The organism is Bifidobacterium bifidum ATCC 29521 = JCM 1255 = DSM 20456, assembly GCF_001025135.1.
Lineage (GTDB): Bacteria > Actinomycetota > Actinomycetes > Actinomycetales > Bifidobacteriaceae > Bifidobacterium > Bifidobacterium bifidum.
In genome coordinates this window covers 196,934-212,409 of the sequence record NZ_AP012323.1, presented here as the reverse complement: position 1 = coordinate 212,409, position 15,476 = coordinate 196,934, and the positions used below count along the sequence as shown (strand labels likewise).

The following is a 15,476-nucleotide window of genomic DNA, read 5'->3' as shown; positions in this document are numbered from 1 at the left end:
GCAATGAGGCCACGGCTTCATATCGGATACTAGCTGATACTAGTTGATGGAGGCTCCTGGCCGACAGGTGACACACCGCCGGTTCCGACCTCGATGGCTTGCCGCTCTTCCTGACCGTGCTCGATGGGACCGGTCAGGGAAAGGATGACCGTCATCATGATGAACGTACCGGAAACGCGAACGTACCGGAAACGTAGAAGATCGCCGACGCGCCAAAGACCAGAACGATGTCGCCGCGAAACGGGCCGAACATCACGTAGGCCACGATCACGACAATCATGACGCCAATGCGCAGGTGGCGACACGGCAAGCCATCGGCGTCTTCGGCATTGGCGCGAAGCGTGCTTCGGTTTTCCTTGATTCGACGAGCGAGCAACCAGTACCGCGGGTTCTATATCAGGCCCAGCTATTGGCTGCTCGCTCGTCGACAGGTTGCACACCGGTAATCGGTTAGTGCGAAAGGTGATGCTTACGCTTCACGAGCACAAGCACGCCGGCCAACAAGATCGTCATCATCGCGATAACGACGATCGGGGCCACATCGGCACCAGTGGAGGCCATTGCCTCCGGGCCGGCATTCGTCTGCCCCTTGCCATGGCCATCGCCCTTCTGCCCTTGTTGGCTTCCGGACTGTCCACCCTGATGCCCACCTTGGCTTCCAGTCTGATTGCCGGCACCGGGCTTGGTGTCGGGCTGTTCCGGCTTGGGGAACGCGGCATTGTATGCGGCGGCGAGTCTGCCTGCCAGAGAGCCACTATCCGACGGATCACCGAATTGCGCTTTCACATTATCCGGCAATGCGGCCAGAGCAGTATATAGTTGCCGTACTTCGCTCGCCGGCGTCTGACCATTCAACGCACCGATGCCGCGCACCAAGGAGATCACCGACTGCTGCGCGTCATAACCGGAGGAATGTTCGTAACCGGCGAATCGTTTGGCGAAATCGAACGATCCGTCATAGGTGTTGCCGACACCGGTCAGGGAGTTGACATCGAAGAACGAACGCTCGGCCGCGGGCAGCGATGCCGAGTATGGCGAATACGTACGCATGGTGATCTTGTTGTTCGCTTCATCCATGCCGACGTACTGGAAGAACGCATTGCCGCCGTTATACGCGAACTGATAGTCGGACAACAGCCCCAGCACCGGATTGCCGGCGTCATTGGTCAGGGTCATTTGTCCGGATCCGTGATTGTGACCGGAGTACATCATGAATACCTGGTTGTACCGTTTCACGATGTTCCAGATTTTCGAGCCGGCACCTTCATCGTCACCGGCTTCACCGTTGTATCCGGAATCGTCATCGAGGGAGATTTCATTCGGACGTGAATCGGAGCACTTGAAGATATCGTGGCTCACCACCACAGTCGGGTTGTTCGGGTGGTCTTTGAGCACCTGCTCGAACCATCGCATATCGTCATTGCTTGCCGAGGACGAGTTGCTGACCACCGCGCCCATGTCGATGTTCATCACCAGATACTTGTAGGAGCCGTTGTCTACCAGATGGTATGAGGACAGGCCATCGGGCGAGTATGCAAAACCGTGTTCTTTCTGATACTTGCCGAAATCGGAGTCGGGTCCGAAGTGTTTCAGGTAATTGTCCGCCTTGCGCAAGCTGGGCACTCCGTAGCCATGCCTGCCTCCATTGTAATCATGATTGCCCGGCTGCTCCAGGAAGGGGACGCCCACTTTCTGCATACGCCCGAACGCCTTGGACGATGCCTGCCATTGCGCGTCACTGTCCCAGTTATCCACCACGTCACCGAGGGACACGATGTTGGTCAGATTAAGACTGGAATCTTCCGAATCGAACTGGTCGATGGCTCGGTCCATCACCGTGGGCACCCAACGGATGGCATTCTGCGTGTCCGGCAAGAAAGCCATCGTATGTACGCTGGGGTTGTCCAGCACGAAACGATCGTTGGTACCGTAATCCTTGAGATACTCGGTCGGGTTGGGCACGATCCAGTTGCCCTGTGCCAGCGCACCGCGGGAGAATCTCACCTCCTGCAGGTTGCCACGCAGGAACTTGTCAAAGTCGTCCTTGTTGTATTGGCTGGTGTCGAAAGTGTCGTTGTAATACGACGAGCCGATGCGGAAGCGACCATCGGTCGGATCGGCATACAGGCCATTGCCGTTCTTGTTGATATTGCGGAATGCTTTGGCACCGTTGGTGTATGTCACCACGTTCGTGCCATCGGATACGACGGCGATGTGATACCAAATGCCACCGTGATCCATGGTGACGCCCCAGCTGGTGACGCCGTTGTTGGGATCATCGGTGTTCATGGTCGACTCATTGTCCTTGTTGGCGGCCTTGAACTGGGTTTCCTTGCAATTGGAGATCGACAGGCTCATCGACCCCATCTCGTGTTCATCCATGTTGCTGTTTGTGGATTGCCTGGCCGCAAGCCCCATCCACGAATCGGTACCGGCGTTGAAGTCATCGGGAAGGTAGTACACGAACTCCATGGTGTATCCGTTGGCAAATTGCTCTTTGTTGATGGGAGCGCCGCTCGCGGTGATGAAATCCGCGCCCTTGGGATCTCGCTGCTCGGGATGATCCTTCTTATGCGCCAGATCGCTGTCGCCGTTGAGCTTCAGGCTTCCACCACCGTCACCGTTCATCGAATTCGACGACCAGTTGACATAGTCGCTGAGCTTGTAATCATTTTTCCCGTAGGTCTGCATGTGCAGATCGTTGCCGTTGCCCGACATATCCTTGATGACCAGGTCACCACCGTCGATGGAACCGGTGGAATGCGCCTGCTGGAATTTCCAATCGGCCACCACATCCAATGGGGCACCTTCACGTTCAAGCGCCGCGGCGGAGACTACCGTACCCGGCGCGGCGAACACGGCAAGCGCTATGCACGCCACCGCTGGTTTGATGATATTGCGTATCTTTCCTATATGCATGACCAGGCTCTCCCTAGCACTCTCCTATTTCAACGACGATGCGAATGTGCCGTTGCAATGCGCCTACGCATCATGGCCTTTACAAGGCTATCCGCCGCTTTTCGGAGACGATGGCTGATTCAGGCACTGTTCATGGTGCGCGCATCAAATATCATTCGTCGTTCAACTGATGTTCAATGTGCGATGAACCGTATGAACTTGTTATGGACCGTCCCTATACCGGTCGAGTTGCCGTGTCGTGGCGGTACCGCCGGTTCCGGCCTCGTTGCCGGAGTAGGCATGGGGCATGTCCATGACCGCCGACCATATGAACGAACAGGCCCGTCCGCTGTGGACCTCATCTTGCGGTTTATAGCGGACGGGCCTGTTATATGGGAGGGGTGGCGGCGAACGGCGATGGCGCCACCAGGACTTCGGCTGCTATGGGGTCGAGCTCATGGGCCTGGCGCCGCGCGTGGCGTGCGCGGAGCATGGCGTGGTGGCCGCCCAAGTGCCGTGGCGGAGCCGGACAGCCGGCTCACCAGTGGTTTCGAGATGGAGTGCGCGTGGCCGGCGGCGGTCGCCAGCCAGAAGACCGTGGGCGGATTCCCACGCATCGCGTGGAGGACGGCCGGCCATATCGCGCGCAGGGTCGCCGCCCGCTTGGAATCCTCGATGCCGTGCATGTTCGACGGTCCCACCGCGATAGGCGTGGACGAGACCAGCTGCAGGAAGGGGGGCACACGTACATCACCGTGGTCGTCGACCACAAGCGCAGACGGGTCGTCTGGGCGCACGACGGATACGGCAAGGAGGTGCCCGGCCTGTTCTTCCGACAGCCGACCGACGAGCAGCGCGCCTCCATCAAGGCAGTCACCGGCGACGGCGCCAAGTGGATCGACGCCAGCGTGAAGGAGCGCCTGCCGAACGCCGGGCGCGTCCCGGACTCGTTCCACATCGTCTCCCGGATGAGCGACGCGCCCGACCAGGTCAGGAAACGGGTGCGGAACCAGGCCCGGCGCGGCAACGACAAGACGGCGACCGAGGCGATGCGCGGCGTCAGATACGCCGTGCCCAAGAACCCGGAGGATCTCACCGAACGGCAGGACACGGATCCCAGGGGCCAGCCCTACCGGTCATGGCAACTCAAGGAACTCCTCGGGACGCTCCCGCACCAGCCCACCGGACAAGCCGGGGCCAAGCTGAAACGATGGATCTTCCGGGCCTCCCACAGCCGCATCCCCGAGATCGTCGAATCATTCACTGTCCCAGCACTCCCGGAACCATTCAACTACCAAAATTCGAATTCTGCCTACGAATAGAATCTGGTCAAATCAAGCAACGATGCTGTCCTCACTTTGCAAAAGCGCCGACCATAAGGCGCGAATTGATGCATCGTGTTCAATGGCGGACAGCCGATACCGCACCTCGCCACCGCCGCAGCCACTCACCGCTCACCCGAGCAGGCCAAGCTCGTTGAGCTTGTTCTGGATGTCCACGACGGACGGCTCGACCTGGAACGACCCGTCGCCATAGAGCACGACCGGGATGTGTTTTTGGCCGCTGATCTCAACGGCACGGTCGGCCGCGCCCTCCTCCTGCTCGATGTCGTGCCACGTGTAAGCGGCGCCGAACCGGTCGAGCGCGTTCTTGGCACGGTGGCAGTCGCCGCACCATGTTGCACCATATACATCAATCGCCATGGGAACTCCCCTCTCGTCATATGCTCTACGGCACATCTCATGAAAGACATGCACCTTGCGACCTGCGATGAAGCTCGCAGCCGTCTCATACGATATCGTATCCGGCAATGCTTGATGCCAGTTACCCTGTCAGCTGACAGCGGCTGTAGCTAGCTCCGGCTCTCCCCGCCCCCCCCGCCGGCACTCGGCGATGAACGCCGCGCAGATCATAATCACCTGCGCCACCAAGTTGAACCAGATGAGCACGCCGATGATAGCTGCGAACGGCGCCAGCATCGGGTTGCGCGACGCACCCGTCAACAGACGAGCGCCCAGCAGCTGCATCACCGCGACCGCCAGAGCCCCAAGCGCCGCCCCCACCAGCGTGAATTTGCCCGCGCGTATGTGCGCGACCACGCGCAGCAGCAGCATGAACAACGCGAAATTCAGCAACACGCCGGTAGCGAAACCGGTCGATTCCAGCAACAGCGCGCCCGGCAGCGAATCATCGGCGATGCCAAGCGCCCGCAACACCAGTCTCATCAGGCCGCCAGAGACGACGCCCGCCGCGGTCGACAATATGAACAGTACCGCCACCATGATCGCAGCGACCGTATCGCGCAATCGCGCCTTAACCACGTTCAGCTCCTGCGTGCAATCGTCGAACATGGTCGTCACTGCATTGCGCAGGGAATTCATCCAACCGGTGACCGTCCACCAGAACACCGCCAGCGTCACCAGACCGGTCCATGTCAGCGTATGCGAGATTCCACTCAGCATCGACGCGGAAAACAGCGAATCGGAAACGCTCGGAATCACCGTGCGCAGCATCGCGAGCAGCGCCTTCTGCATCTCCTCGCTCCCGGTCACCACCAGTCCGAGCGCGCTGACCACGATCCATACGCCGGCGAAGAACGCGAACAGTAGCCCATATGCCAACCCGTTCGCCAGCAGCGGCCCGCGCCGCGACACATACCGGTCAATCACCCGCCCGATCAGCGAGCGCCGCCACCATGCAACCAGCGAATCAATCGCCTCGCCTATCCTGTGCAGCCATTGCATGATTCGACTATACGCGGTCGCGCGACTGTCCACCACGACGGCGATAGTGGTGGCACACATGGGCATCGAGGTAAAGGAGCACGCATCATGACAGAAAATCACGCAAGCGACCAATCACCGCAGCCCGGACAATCCAGCCAGCCCGCTCTTCCCACGCGACTCACCCCCGGCCAGCCCGCTCCTGATTTCACCCTGCCTGCGGTCAACCCGGACGGCGGTGAGACCTCCGTCACGCTGTCGCGGCTGCTGGCGCAGGGCAAGCGCGTGGTGCTGTACTTCTATCCGGCCGCGATGACGCCGGGCTGCACCACCGAGGCATGCGACTTCCGCGACAACATTGCCCGGCTCACCGCACTCGGTTTCACTGTGCTGGGCGTCTCCAAGGACCCAATCGACAAGCTGCAGCGTTTCCGCGAGCGCGACCACCTGTCGTTCCCGCTGCTGTCGGACGCGGACCTGACCGTGCATCGGCTTTACGGCGCGTACGGCGAAAAGAAGCTCTATGGGCGCACGCACATAGGCGTGATCCGCTCGACATTCGTCATCAGCGTGTCTGTTACAGGCGCAGCCGGCACGATAGAAATCGCCCGTTACAACGTCCGGGCGAAGGGTCATGTGGCTTCTTTGATGAAGGCTCTGCAATAGGCGCTCTCAAAACTCGCAGGTATAACGATTGACGCTCGAAAAAAGCCTTGTATCTGCAAGTTTTGAGAGCGCGATTATACGCGCATGGCCTCTTTGGCGGCCTCAACCTGTGCAGGACCGCCTTCGCCGGTGGCGATGAAGCGCCCGGAGGCCAGCACATAGTAGCGATCCGCCCGTTCGACGGCGAATTCCTTGAGCACCGGGAACATCGTCACGGCCTCGTCGTACCGCGCTTTCGCCTCGGACCCGTACCGGTCGGCGACCACATGCAGGTTCTCGTCGACGGTCATCGTGCCGAACGACTGCTGCCCCTGCGGCACGAACGCCATGCCTTTGCGGATGCGCTGGTTCGGCGCGGCCTTGGTGATATCGTCGCCGTCGAAACCGCCTTCGGCTCCTGCAGTCCGACCTCACTGCACATCTTGACCATTACGTCACATAAGCAACACGCTACGTCCATCCAGAATGTGAGATAACCGGGTACGCTGGTACTCATGGAACTTCACGTACTCGACCACCCGCTGGTGGAACACAAGCTCACCGTCCTGCGCGACAAAAACACCTCATCCGCCACTTTCCGCGAGCTCGTCACCGAACTCGTCATGCTCGAAGCCTACGAGGCGACCCGCAACCTCGACATCGTCGACAAGCCCATCGAAACCCCCGTCGCCCCCATGGTCGGCAAGCACATCGCCAGCCCCGCCCCCATCATCGTTCCCGTCCTTCGCGCCGGACTCGGCATGCTCGACGGCATGACCAAAATGATCCCCACCGCCGAAGTCGGCTTCCTCGGCATGAAGCGCGACGAAGAGCACCCCACCCAGCAGATCACTTACGCCAACCGTCTCCCCGAAGACCTCACCGGCCGTCAGTGCTTCCTCATCGACCCCATGCTCGCCACCGGCGGCACCCTCGTCACCGCCACCCACTACCTCGCCGAGCGCGGTGCCAAAGACGTCACCGCCATCAACATCATCGCCGCCCCCGAAGGCATCCAATACGTCCAAGACCACATCGACCCCTCCATCGCCTTCAAGGTCGTCGTCTGCGCCGTCGATGAAAAACTCAACGAAAAGGCGTACATTGTGCCGGGGCTTGGCGACACCGGCGACCGCCTCTACGGCGTCATTGATTGATGGAGCGTATACGGCCTTTCCTCAGCGCTCGACGTACGAAATACGCCTTCGGCTTTGAACGGCCGTATCCGCACACATCAACCAATGCCGACGGTGGGGGATTGACTGGCGGAGCGTCAGCCAATCCCCCACCGAGGGACTCTGAGAGTCGCGGTATCGTCGTGCCGTGACTCTCGGAGTAGTACGACGGCGTATCTTCCGTAATCCTCCGGGCAGATAGAAAGCAGGATAATGCGTATTAGCGTCATTTGCGTCGGCAGGGTCAAAGAGCAGTATCTGCGCGACGCCATCGCCGAATACAGCAAACGGCTCGGCCGCTACTGCAAGCTCGACATCATCGAGGTCGCCGACGAGAAGACCCCCGAACATGCCAGCGAAGGCGTGGAACGGCAGATTCGTGCCAAGGAAGGCGGGCGCATCGCCAAGCACATCCGCCCCGACGCCTATGTGATCGCGCTGGCGATCGACGGCACGATGCTCTCCTCCGAAGGGCTCGCCGCGCACATCAACCAGCTCGGATTGCACGGCGAAAGCCACATACAGCTCATCATCGGCGGCTCAATCGGCCTGGACGACGCGATCCTGCGCCGCGCCGACTACAGGCTCAGCTTCTCGAAGATGACGTTCCCGCATCAGCTGATGCGCGTGATCCTACTGGAGCAGCTGTACCGCGCCTACAAAATCAACGCCGGCGAGCCATACCACAAGTAGGGCGGTGGCGGGCGGCTCACTCCACGGACTTGAGCGAGCTGACCGGATCGATGCGGTCGAGCACCGGATTGGTGAGCAGCTGCACGAGCAGCGCGAACGCCATCGTCGCCGCGGCGGCGATCACATAGCTATACCAGTGCACGCTCACCTCGAAATACAACGCGGGCATGTTGAGCGCCGCCGTAAGCAGCCCGCCGACCGCGCGCCCGAGCGGCAGACCGACGACGATGCCCATGCCGGCCAGTATCAGCATCTCCTTGTTGACATACCGGTGCACCTCGCGGTCGTAGAAGCCCAGTACCTTCAGCGTGGCCATTTCCCGCACGCGCTCAGACACGTTCGTGTTCGCCAGCGTGAACAGCACGACGAGCGCCAGCCCGCCCGCGAGCGCGATGATGAGCGCCACGACGGCGCTCATCAGGTCGAACGAGAAGCTGCGCTCGAGATCGTCGGTGCTGGTGGCGCTCACGACCGACGGATCGCGTGCGAGCCGATCCGCGTACGCGATGTTCTGGTCGGCGGTTCCGTCCAGTGTGGCGATCACGGCGTTGCGCGTCACCGCCGTCGACACGCCGAATGTCTTCTTGTACAGACTTTCGGTGACATACACGTTCGAGCCGATGAGGTTTCGCGTCACCACGGAGACCTTCACTTCGCCATGACGCATACTGCCGTCACGTAGCGTGACGGTGTCGCCGGCCTTGACGCCGAGCGAGTTCGCCGCGGATTGCGCGACGATTATGCCATCGCCCCCAAGCTGCAGCTTGCCGTGCCCGCCGCTCGCGGACCGCAGCGTAATCATGTCTCCGAGCGCTCCTACTGAATCATCCGGCACGATCATGAGCTGAATCGTCTCGCCTGCGCCGCCCGCGTCCATCTCGCCGCTGTCGAGCCGCAGATCAAGCGAACGTTCCACGCGCCCGTCCTTGTCGAGCCGAGCGCGCATCGCATCGACACTGTCGTCGCCGCTGACGACGAGCAGGTCGTAATGGTAGATGTCCTCGTATTGCTTGGGTCCGAGCGTGGCGACGGTGTCGTTGATGGCGAAGCCGCACACAATCAGCGCCGTGCAGCCCGCCACCCCGCCGACGGTCATCAACAGGCGGCTTTTGAAGCGGAATATGTTGCGCGCGGTGACCTTGTTGAGGAAGCTGAGCCGCCGCCACAGCGGGCGGATGCGTTCGAGCAAGATGCGCGCGCCAGCCTTCGGCGCTTTCGGCTGCATGAGTTGAGCCGGGCTTTGCCGCAGAGCCCCGGCGCAGGCGACGACCGTTGCGACGACCACGCCGACGACGAACAGCGCGATGCCTGCCGACCCGTACAGCCAATCGTATTCGAGCTGTATGCCGGGCACCGTGTACAGTCCCTCGATCACCAGCAGCAGGAACGACGGAATGCCGAGGAAGCCGACCATCAGTCCCAGTCCGCCGCCGATTAGGCAGGCGAGCGCGGCGAACAGCACGTACCGCATCGCGATGGCCGCGTTCCCGTAACCGAGCCCGGTGTAGGTGCCAATCAGACCGCGTTCCTCCTCGACCATGCGGGTCATCGCGGTCAGGCTCATCAGCACCGCAACAATCAGGAATACGACCGGGAAGGCGTAGCCGATTGATTCGATTGAGCTGATGTCGGATTTGAGCGAGCTGAAGCCGCCGATTGACGAGCGCGTCTGCACGTACCAGCGGGCTGCGGCGATGTCGTCGACGCGTTGCTGCTGCTTGGCGAACTGACTGTCGGCATCCTTGCGCTTGGCGTCAAGCTGGTCTTGCGCGTCCTTGAGCTGCCGTTCGCCGGTGTCCATCTGCTCTTCGCCGGCGGCTATCTGCTTGAGTCCGTCGCGGATCTGCTGGCGACCGCCGCGCAGCTGCTCGGTTTGCCGCTGCAAAGTGGCCGATTGCGCTTCAAGTTGGGCTATGGTGGCGTTGACCTGGCTCAGCTGGGATTGCAGTTGCGTGAGCTGTGCCGCGGATTCATCGGCTTTGGACCGTGCCTGTGTGGCGAGGTCGCGCGCGGTTTTCGCTGCCTTGCGCAATGGTTCGAGTACCGTCTCGGGCAGACCTTGCGCGCCGGCGACCGCCTGGTCTGCCGCGTCCGCGGCCTGCTCTGCGGCCCGCGCGCCCTGCGCGGCCAGGTCGTTCATCGTCTGCGCGGTGGCGATGCCCTGCTGCAGCTGCGATTGGCCCTGGCGGGCTTGGAGCAGTCCCACGTTGACCTGGTCTTTGCCGTCCTGCAGCTGCTCCGATTGGTCTTCGAGCTGTGTGAGCTGGTCTTCGAGGCTCTGCTTGGTGGTTTTCGCCTGCTCGCGCTGGGTTTTCAGCCCCTCCGTCTGCTCGGTGATCTGCATCTGCGCGTCGTCGAGCTGCCGGTAGGCGTCGGTCTTCGCCTGGTCGAGCTTTTTCTGCGCGGCGTCCACGAGAGTCTGCCGGCGTTCGTTCTGCTGCTTGGTCTGCACCGTGGCTTCGATGCGGTCGGCGACATCGCGGACCAGCGTGTCATAGTCGTCGCCGAACGCGTCCTCGTCGGTCGAGCCGCTCACGGTCAGGCTGATAGCGGTGTAGATGTCTCCTGTCACGCCGTCGCTCGGCGCGAAGAACGTGTAGTCGGACGCGAGCGAGTTGCGGAATGCCTTGGCGCCGCTGTATCCGTCCGGATTGCTCAGGTCCTTGGGGTCTATCACCGTGCCGGTGATGGCCAGTTCGGTCGGGAAGCTCGGCGCCGATTGCGATGCATCGGCTTGCTCGTCCGTCGGTTCCGTGCCGTTCGCGCCGCTGTCGGCGGAGTCCGTATCCGAAACGGTCGATGTCGCAGTGCCGGTGTCGACCGGGGTGACGGTCAGCGAGTCGCCGACTGCCATGCCACTGTCGGCGAGGAACTTTTTGGTGACCGCGACCTCGCCAGCCTTGCTCGGAATGCGGCCGTCCTGTAGGTACGGCTGGTCGAGGCCGTTCACGCCGATCTCGTTGATGGTGACGGTTTTGTCGGTGCCCTTGACGTCGGCTTCGACGCTCTGGCTGCGTTCCGGCTGCACGACATCGACTCCGCGGACCTGCTTCAAGGCCGCAACGTCATCATCGGTCAGGCCGTAGGTCGACAGCACCTGGATATCGTGCAACCGTTGCGCGTCGTAGAACCGGTTCGCGGCGCGGAACGTGTCACGACAACCGGCGTAGATGCCGGTCATCACCGCCACCCCAAGCAGCGAAATCACGGCGATGGACAGAAACCGTTTCCACCCGTGCAGCCACGAGCGCATCGTATCCTTGACGAACGCCCCCGACAGCGAGCGCCCACGAGACGGCCTGCCGCCCGTATCGGTGTCGGCCGCCAAGTCGTAGATTCCGGGAATCACCTCGGTGGGCACATCGGACGCGGGCGACCACCCGGCAGAATCACCGTCCGCCTTCCGACCTTTGTTCCTATGCGCATGCCGTCCCATCACAGCACCTACCATTCGATGTCGGCGATCGGTGTCGGCGCGGGATTCACATCCTCGCCCACCACCTTGCCGGAGCGGAAGCGGACGACCTTGTGCGCCATCGGAGCGAGCGCGGAGTTGTGGGTGATGATGAGCACCGTCATGTTCTCGTCACGGCAGATGTCCTGCAGCAGTTGCAGGACCTCCTTGCCGGTCTCATAGTCGAGCGCGCCGGTCGGCTCGTCGCACAGCAGCAGCTTCGGCTTCTTGGCGATTGCGCGCGCAATGGACACGCGCTGCTGTTCGCCGCCGGACAGTTGCGCCGGGAAATTGCTCAGCCGGTCGCCCAGGCCGACCTTGTGCAGGGTGTCGGCCGGGTCGAAATGGTCGGGGCAGATCTGCGACGCGAGTTCGACGTTCTCCAATGCGGTCAGATTCGGCACGAGATTGTAGAACTGGAAGACGAATCCGATGTCCATCCGCCGGTAGGCTATGAGGTCGCGTTTGCGCAGTCCGGTGATGTCGCGGCCGCCGACGACCACGCGCCCGGAGGTGGCGGTGTCCATGCCGCCAAGGATGTTCAGCGCCGTGGTCTTGCCCGCGCCCGACTGCCCGAGGATCACCGTCAGTTCGCCTCGGTCGGCGGTGAAACTGGCCTCGTCCAGTGCGCGGATCGTGGTGCGCCCGGACGGGTATTCCTTGACCACGCGGTCGAATTCGATATACGCCATCATGCACCTCCCCGCACACGCAACAGATGTTATACTCAAGTAAAACAACACTATGTCGGTTTCGCAACCAACAGTCGGATTGCCGAATGTCGGGCAGGAATCCGCCGGCGCGAGGCCATACGAGGCAAGGACCAGCCATGGCCAAGGAACTGACCGAAAGCCGCCGCACCCGTTACACGCGGAAGGCGATGCAGGACGCGCTCATCGACCTGATGCGCGAACGGCCGCTCGGCAGCATCACCATCAAGGCGCTGTGCGAGCAGGCGGACGTCAACCGCTCCACGTTCTACGCGCACTACGACAGCATCGAGGAGCTGCTACACGACATCGAGGACGAAACGATGGCATGGGTCACGACCGCGCTCGACCAGCTGCTCATGCAGCCTGACGCGGCCGGCGTCGAGCACGTCATCGAGCACATCTGCCGCTATATCGCCGACAACCGCAACCATCTGCAGGTGCTGATGAGCCCTACCGCCGACCTGGATTTCCAGCAACAGCTGCTCGGCCTGATCTACAGCCGCCGTTCCGTCGCCGAACAGATGCAGCCCGCCTCCAGCGACCCGGCCGAAGCGCAGATGCGCATGCGGTTCGCCGTATCCGGCAGCATCGGACTGCTGCAGTACTGGCTCGCCACCGACCTCGCCGCCCCACCAGAAACCGTCGCCCACATCATCTTCACCATGGGCATGCCCGGCGCCCGGTGAGACAGACGATTCCGGCCTCGGCCCACCCGGAATCATACGGCCAGAGTGCCGCAGCGGCACTAGACGAATCGGAGATGCTGGTCACAAGGAATCGACGGGGCATGACATATTCTTCGCACCGGCACAGATCGTTTGCATAATCGCGATTTAGTAAATCACGATTATGCAAACGTGATGCTAGGCGCTCAATCGCAGACATGTTGCGGCAAAATTGGGCTATCTGCATCTCAAGGGGTTGATGGCGCTCTTCCGGAACATCTATCTGCGTTTCGAGGGGTTGGTAGCCGAGTATAAACACCCTCAAGACCGCATGATTCCAATGGCAATTGGTGCTCAATACTCCGGGTATCATGTTTTGGCAACCCCCTGAAACTCAGATAGATGTTCGGCGAACACGAAATCACCCCCTTGAAACGCAGATAGCCACGAAAAGTCGACGCCGCGACGATGAGGAAGGCTCAGACCGTGACCGTGGTGCCCACCGCGGCATGACGCACCCCGATGAGCCGATGCGGGAGACAAAACGGCGCACGGTGACGTCGACTCGTCAGCGGATGGCATAGAATGGCGGTCGTGCCGATATCGGCCTGCGTTGTGGCGGGTGCGGCGATCACGGCATCACGGCCCGGCCCCACCGGCGATGACGGCAATGTCGAAGACGGGCGCGAGCGGGTCAACGACGGGCAGACGGCCAATGCCGCGAGCAGTCGCCGGCGTGCGGCAACGATGGAGAGGAACCGATGAGCAAGAACACCATGCACGACAGCACGGCGACGGCCTCCCGCCCCGGCACCGGCAACACGCCGGCACCGGCGGCGTTGCGCAAATCGTTGAAGAACCGGCATGTCCAGCTGATCGCGCTGGGAGGGGCGATCGGCACCGGACTCTTCTATGGCTCCAGCGAGTCGATCGCGTTGGCAGGCCCGTCAATCCTGCTTGCCTATCTTGTGGGCGGGTTGGCTATCTTCATGATCGTGCGGGCGCTGGGCGAGATGTCGGTCGAAGACCCGAGGGCCGGTGCGTTCAGCTACTACGCGACCCGCTACTGGTCGAAGCGCGCCGGCTTCGTGAGCGGCTGGAACTACTGGTTCAATTACATTCTGGTGTCGATGGTGGAGCTGAGCGTGGTCGGCTCGTTCGTCAACTACTGGTTTCCCGCGATTCCGCAATGGGTGTCGGCCGCGGTGTTTCTCGTCGTGATTGCGGCGATGAACCTGCTGGGGGTGAGCAAGTTCGGCGAGTTCGAATTCTGGTTCGCGATCATCAAGATCGTCGCGGTGATAGCGATGATCGTCAGCGGGCTCGCGGTACTGATTGCCGGACTGCCAACGGATTCCGGCGTCAAGGCGAGCTTCTCGAACTGGTTCGCGCTCGATGGCGGCGTACTCCCCCACGGCCTGCTGCAGCAAAGTGCCGACGGCCAATGGACCGGACTGTTGATGGCGTTGGTCGTGGTGATGTTCAGTTTCGGCGGCACCGAGCTCATCGGCATCACGGCCGGCGAGACCGAAGATCCACGCAGAACCATTCCCCGCGCGACGAATGGCATCATCTGGCGCATCCTGGTGTTTTACATCGGCGCACTCGGCGTGATCATGGCCGTGGTGCCGTGGAACACGATCGACGGCACGACCAGCCCGTTCGTGCAGATCTTCGACTCGGTGGGTGTGCACGCGGCCGCCGGCATCCTCAACTTCGTGTGTCTGACCGCGGTGATGAGCGTGTACAACTCCGGCCTGTACGCCAACTCCCGCATGTTGTACTCGCTGGCCAGGCAGGGCAACGCGCCCGAAATCCTCGGCAAGCTCAACTTCCACGGCGTACCGGTTGTCGGGGTGCTCGCTTCCGCGGCCATCACCGCGCTGGCCGTGGTGGTCGTGTTCCTGTGGCCCGATTTCGCGTTCAATTATCTGATGTCGATCGCCACGATTGCTGGCGTTATCAACTGGTCGATGATCATGGTCACCGAGATTCATTTCCGTCGCCGTGTGGCGGCCGGAGACGGGCCCGGCGAGCTGGCCGGGCTCACCGGAGACGAGGCTCTGGGACGCATCCATTTCAAGCTGCCGTTCGCCCGCGTGATGCCGTATGTAGTGCTCGCATTCCTGGCATTCGTCGTGGTGCTCATGTGCTTCTCGTCCAGCTATCGCGTCGCCGTCATCGCCGGTGTGGTGTGGCTTGCGATTCTGCTGACCGCATACCAGGTCACGCAGACGTGCAAGACCGTCCGCCCTTAGTCGCGCACATCCCGCGGATGGAGCCATGGCCGCCGCACGCGCGAACAGAGCCGGAACGGCTCACGAGCGCACAGAGCCAGCCCACCATAATCCGACACGCCGAACACAAGTCACAACGAAGTCCCCACAAACCTTGTGAGCCGCCATTTTCCTTGGTTTAGCGCGAGACCACCTTCCCAGGACCCGCGAATATCGCCGGAAGCCAGGCAAAGGCCTTACTTCTCGACCATGCTGACGCTGATAATGGTGTGC

Annotated in this window: 13 protein-coding genes; 6 read left to right on the top strand and 7 right to left on the bottom strand. The window is 61.7% G+C overall.

The window, feature by feature from the left end:
• Nucleotides 1-154 precede the first annotated feature (154 nt).
• Nucleotides 155-376 (bottom strand): hypothetical protein, encoded by a 222-nt coding sequence (locus tag BBBF_RS00830; RefSeq protein ID WP_003811552.1) that lies wholly within the window; start codon nt 374-376, stop codon nt 155-157.
• A 74-nt stretch (nt 377-450) separates the two neighbouring features.
• Complete coding sequence (locus BBBF_RS00825) at nt 451-2,919, bottom strand: LamG-like jellyroll fold domain-containing protein (protein ID WP_021648125.1); 2,469 nt, start codon at nt 2,917-2,919, stop codon at nt 451-453.
• Nucleotides 2,920-3,578: 659 nt separating this feature from the next.
• Between BBBF_RS00825 and BBBF_RS10050 the strand changes: the two genes are divergently transcribed.
• A complete protein-coding gene (locus BBBF_RS10050) occupies nt 3,579-4,220 on the top strand; it encodes a transposase (RefSeq protein ID WP_231855226.1) in 642 nt (213 codons plus the stop codon).
• Between the two features lie 132 nt (nt 4,221-4,352).
• On the opposite strand, the gene BBBF_RS00815 is transcribed toward BBBF_RS10050, so the two are convergent.
• Together BBBF_RS00815 and BBBF_RS00810 are read right to left on the bottom strand one after the other, a co-directional pair.
• Entirely contained in the window at nt 4,353-4,601 is a 249-nt protein-coding gene (locus BBBF_RS00815) for a mycoredoxin (protein ID WP_003811543.1), read from the bottom strand.
• Between the two features lie 129 nt (nt 4,602-4,730).
• Nucleotides 4,731-5,567, bottom strand: coding sequence for a YihY/virulence factor BrkB family protein (locus BBBF_RS00810; protein WP_047937760.1), 837 nt, complete (start codon nt 5,565-5,567; stop codon nt 4,731-4,733).
• 162 nt (nt 5,568-5,729) lie between these two features.
• Here BBBF_RS00810 and BBBF_RS00805 point away from each other — a divergent pair, with 162 nt between their 5' ends.
• Nucleotides 5,730-6,287, top strand: coding sequence for a peroxiredoxin (locus BBBF_RS00805; protein WP_003811539.1), 558 nt, complete (start codon nt 5,730-5,732; stop codon nt 6,285-6,287).
• A gap of 74 nt (nt 6,288-6,361) precedes the next feature.
• On the opposite strand, the gene BBBF_RS00800 is transcribed toward BBBF_RS00805, so the two are convergent.
• Nucleotides 6,362-6,616 carry an ABC transporter gene (locus BBBF_RS00800; protein ID WP_003818478.1) on the bottom strand — a complete coding sequence of 85 codons (255 nt, stop codon included), beginning with the start codon at nt 6,614-6,616 and terminating at the stop codon, nt 6,362-6,364.
• Between the two features lie 165 nt (nt 6,617-6,781).
• On the opposite strand from BBBF_RS00800, the gene upp reads away from it, so the two are divergent.
• Both upp and rlmH read left to right on the top strand, forming a co-directional pair.
• The gene (upp, locus tag BBBF_RS00795; RefSeq protein WP_021648130.1) at nt 6,782-7,423 is read left to right on the top strand and encodes a uracil phosphoribosyltransferase; all 642 of its coding nucleotides are present in this window, start codon (nt 6,782-6,784) and stop codon (nt 7,421-7,423) included.
• 231 nt (nt 7,424-7,654) lie between these two features.
• Nucleotides 7,655-8,134 carry a 23S rRNA (pseudouridine(1915)-N(3))-methyltransferase RlmH gene (gene rlmH / locus BBBF_RS00790; RefSeq protein WP_003811533.1) on the top strand — a complete coding sequence of 160 codons (480 nt, stop codon included), beginning with the start codon at nt 7,655-7,657 and terminating at the stop codon, nt 8,132-8,134.
• A 16-nt stretch (nt 8,135-8,150) separates the two neighbouring features.
• On the opposite strand, the gene BBBF_RS00785 is transcribed toward rlmH, so the two are convergent.
• Both BBBF_RS00785 and BBBF_RS00780 read right to left on the bottom strand, forming a co-directional pair.
• Nucleotides 8,151-11,570, bottom strand: coding sequence for an FtsX family ABC transporter permease (locus BBBF_RS00785; RefSeq protein ID WP_033510155.1), 3,420 nt, complete (start codon nt 11,568-11,570; stop codon nt 8,151-8,153).
• An 8-nt stretch (nt 11,571-11,578) separates the two neighbouring features.
• A complete protein-coding gene (locus BBBF_RS00780) occupies nt 11,579-12,280 on the bottom strand; it encodes an ABC transporter ATP-binding protein (RefSeq protein ID WP_003811528.1) in 702 nt (233 codons plus the stop codon).
• A gap of 137 nt (nt 12,281-12,417) precedes the next feature.
• Here BBBF_RS00780 and BBBF_RS00775 point away from each other — a divergent pair, with 137 nt between their 5' ends.
• Both BBBF_RS00775 and BBBF_RS00765 read left to right on the top strand, forming a co-directional pair.
• Nucleotides 12,418-12,987, top strand: a complete 570-nt coding sequence (locus BBBF_RS00775; protein WP_003811525.1) for a TetR/AcrR family transcriptional regulator — start codon at nt 12,418-12,420, stop codon at nt 12,985-12,987.
• A 740-nt stretch (nt 12,988-13,727) separates the two neighbouring features.
• Nucleotides 13,728-15,224 carry an amino acid permease gene (locus BBBF_RS00765; RefSeq protein ID WP_013389422.1) on the top strand — a complete coding sequence of 499 codons (1,497 nt, stop codon included), beginning with the start codon at nt 13,728-13,730 and terminating at the stop codon, nt 15,222-15,224.
• The last annotated feature ends 252 nt before the right edge of the window (nt 15,225-15,476 follow it).

Excerpts from the sequence above, each read along its gene's own strand:
- BBBF_RS00825 (WP_021648125.1), bottom strand. The coding sequence starts at position 2,919 with ATGCATATAGGAAAGATACGCAATATCATCAAACCAGCGGTGGCGTGC.
- BBBF_RS00815 (WP_003811543.1), bottom strand. The coding sequence starts at position 4,601 with ATGGCGATTGATGTATATGGTGCAACATGGTGCGGCGACTGCCACCGT.
- BBBF_RS00805 (WP_003811539.1), top strand. The coding sequence starts at position 5,730 with ATGACAGAAAATCACGCAAGCGACCAATCACCGCAGCCCGGACAATCC.
- BBBF_RS00800 (WP_003818478.1), bottom strand. The coding sequence starts at position 6,616 with ATGGCGTTCGTGCCGCAGGGGCAGCAGTCGTTCGGCACGATGACCGTC.
- upp (WP_021648130.1), top strand. The coding sequence starts at position 6,782 with ATGGAACTTCACGTACTCGACCACCCGCTGGTGGAACACAAGCTCACC.
- rlmH (WP_003811533.1), top strand. The coding sequence starts at position 7,655 with ATGCGTATTAGCGTCATTTGCGTCGGCAGGGTCAAAGAGCAGTATCTG.
- BBBF_RS00785 (WP_033510155.1), bottom strand. The coding sequence starts at position 11,570 with ATGGGACGGCATGCGCATAGGAACAAAGGTCGGAAGGCGGACGGTGAT.
- BBBF_RS00780 (WP_003811528.1), bottom strand. The coding sequence starts at position 12,280 with ATGGCGTATATCGAATTCGACCGCGTGGTCAAGGAATACCCGTCCGGG.
- BBBF_RS00775 (WP_003811525.1), top strand. The coding sequence starts at position 12,418 with ATGGCCAAGGAACTGACCGAAAGCCGCCGCACCCGTTACACGCGGAAG.
- BBBF_RS00765 (WP_013389422.1), top strand. The coding sequence starts at position 13,728 with ATGAGCAAGAACACCATGCACGACAGCACGGCGACGGCCTCCCGCCCC.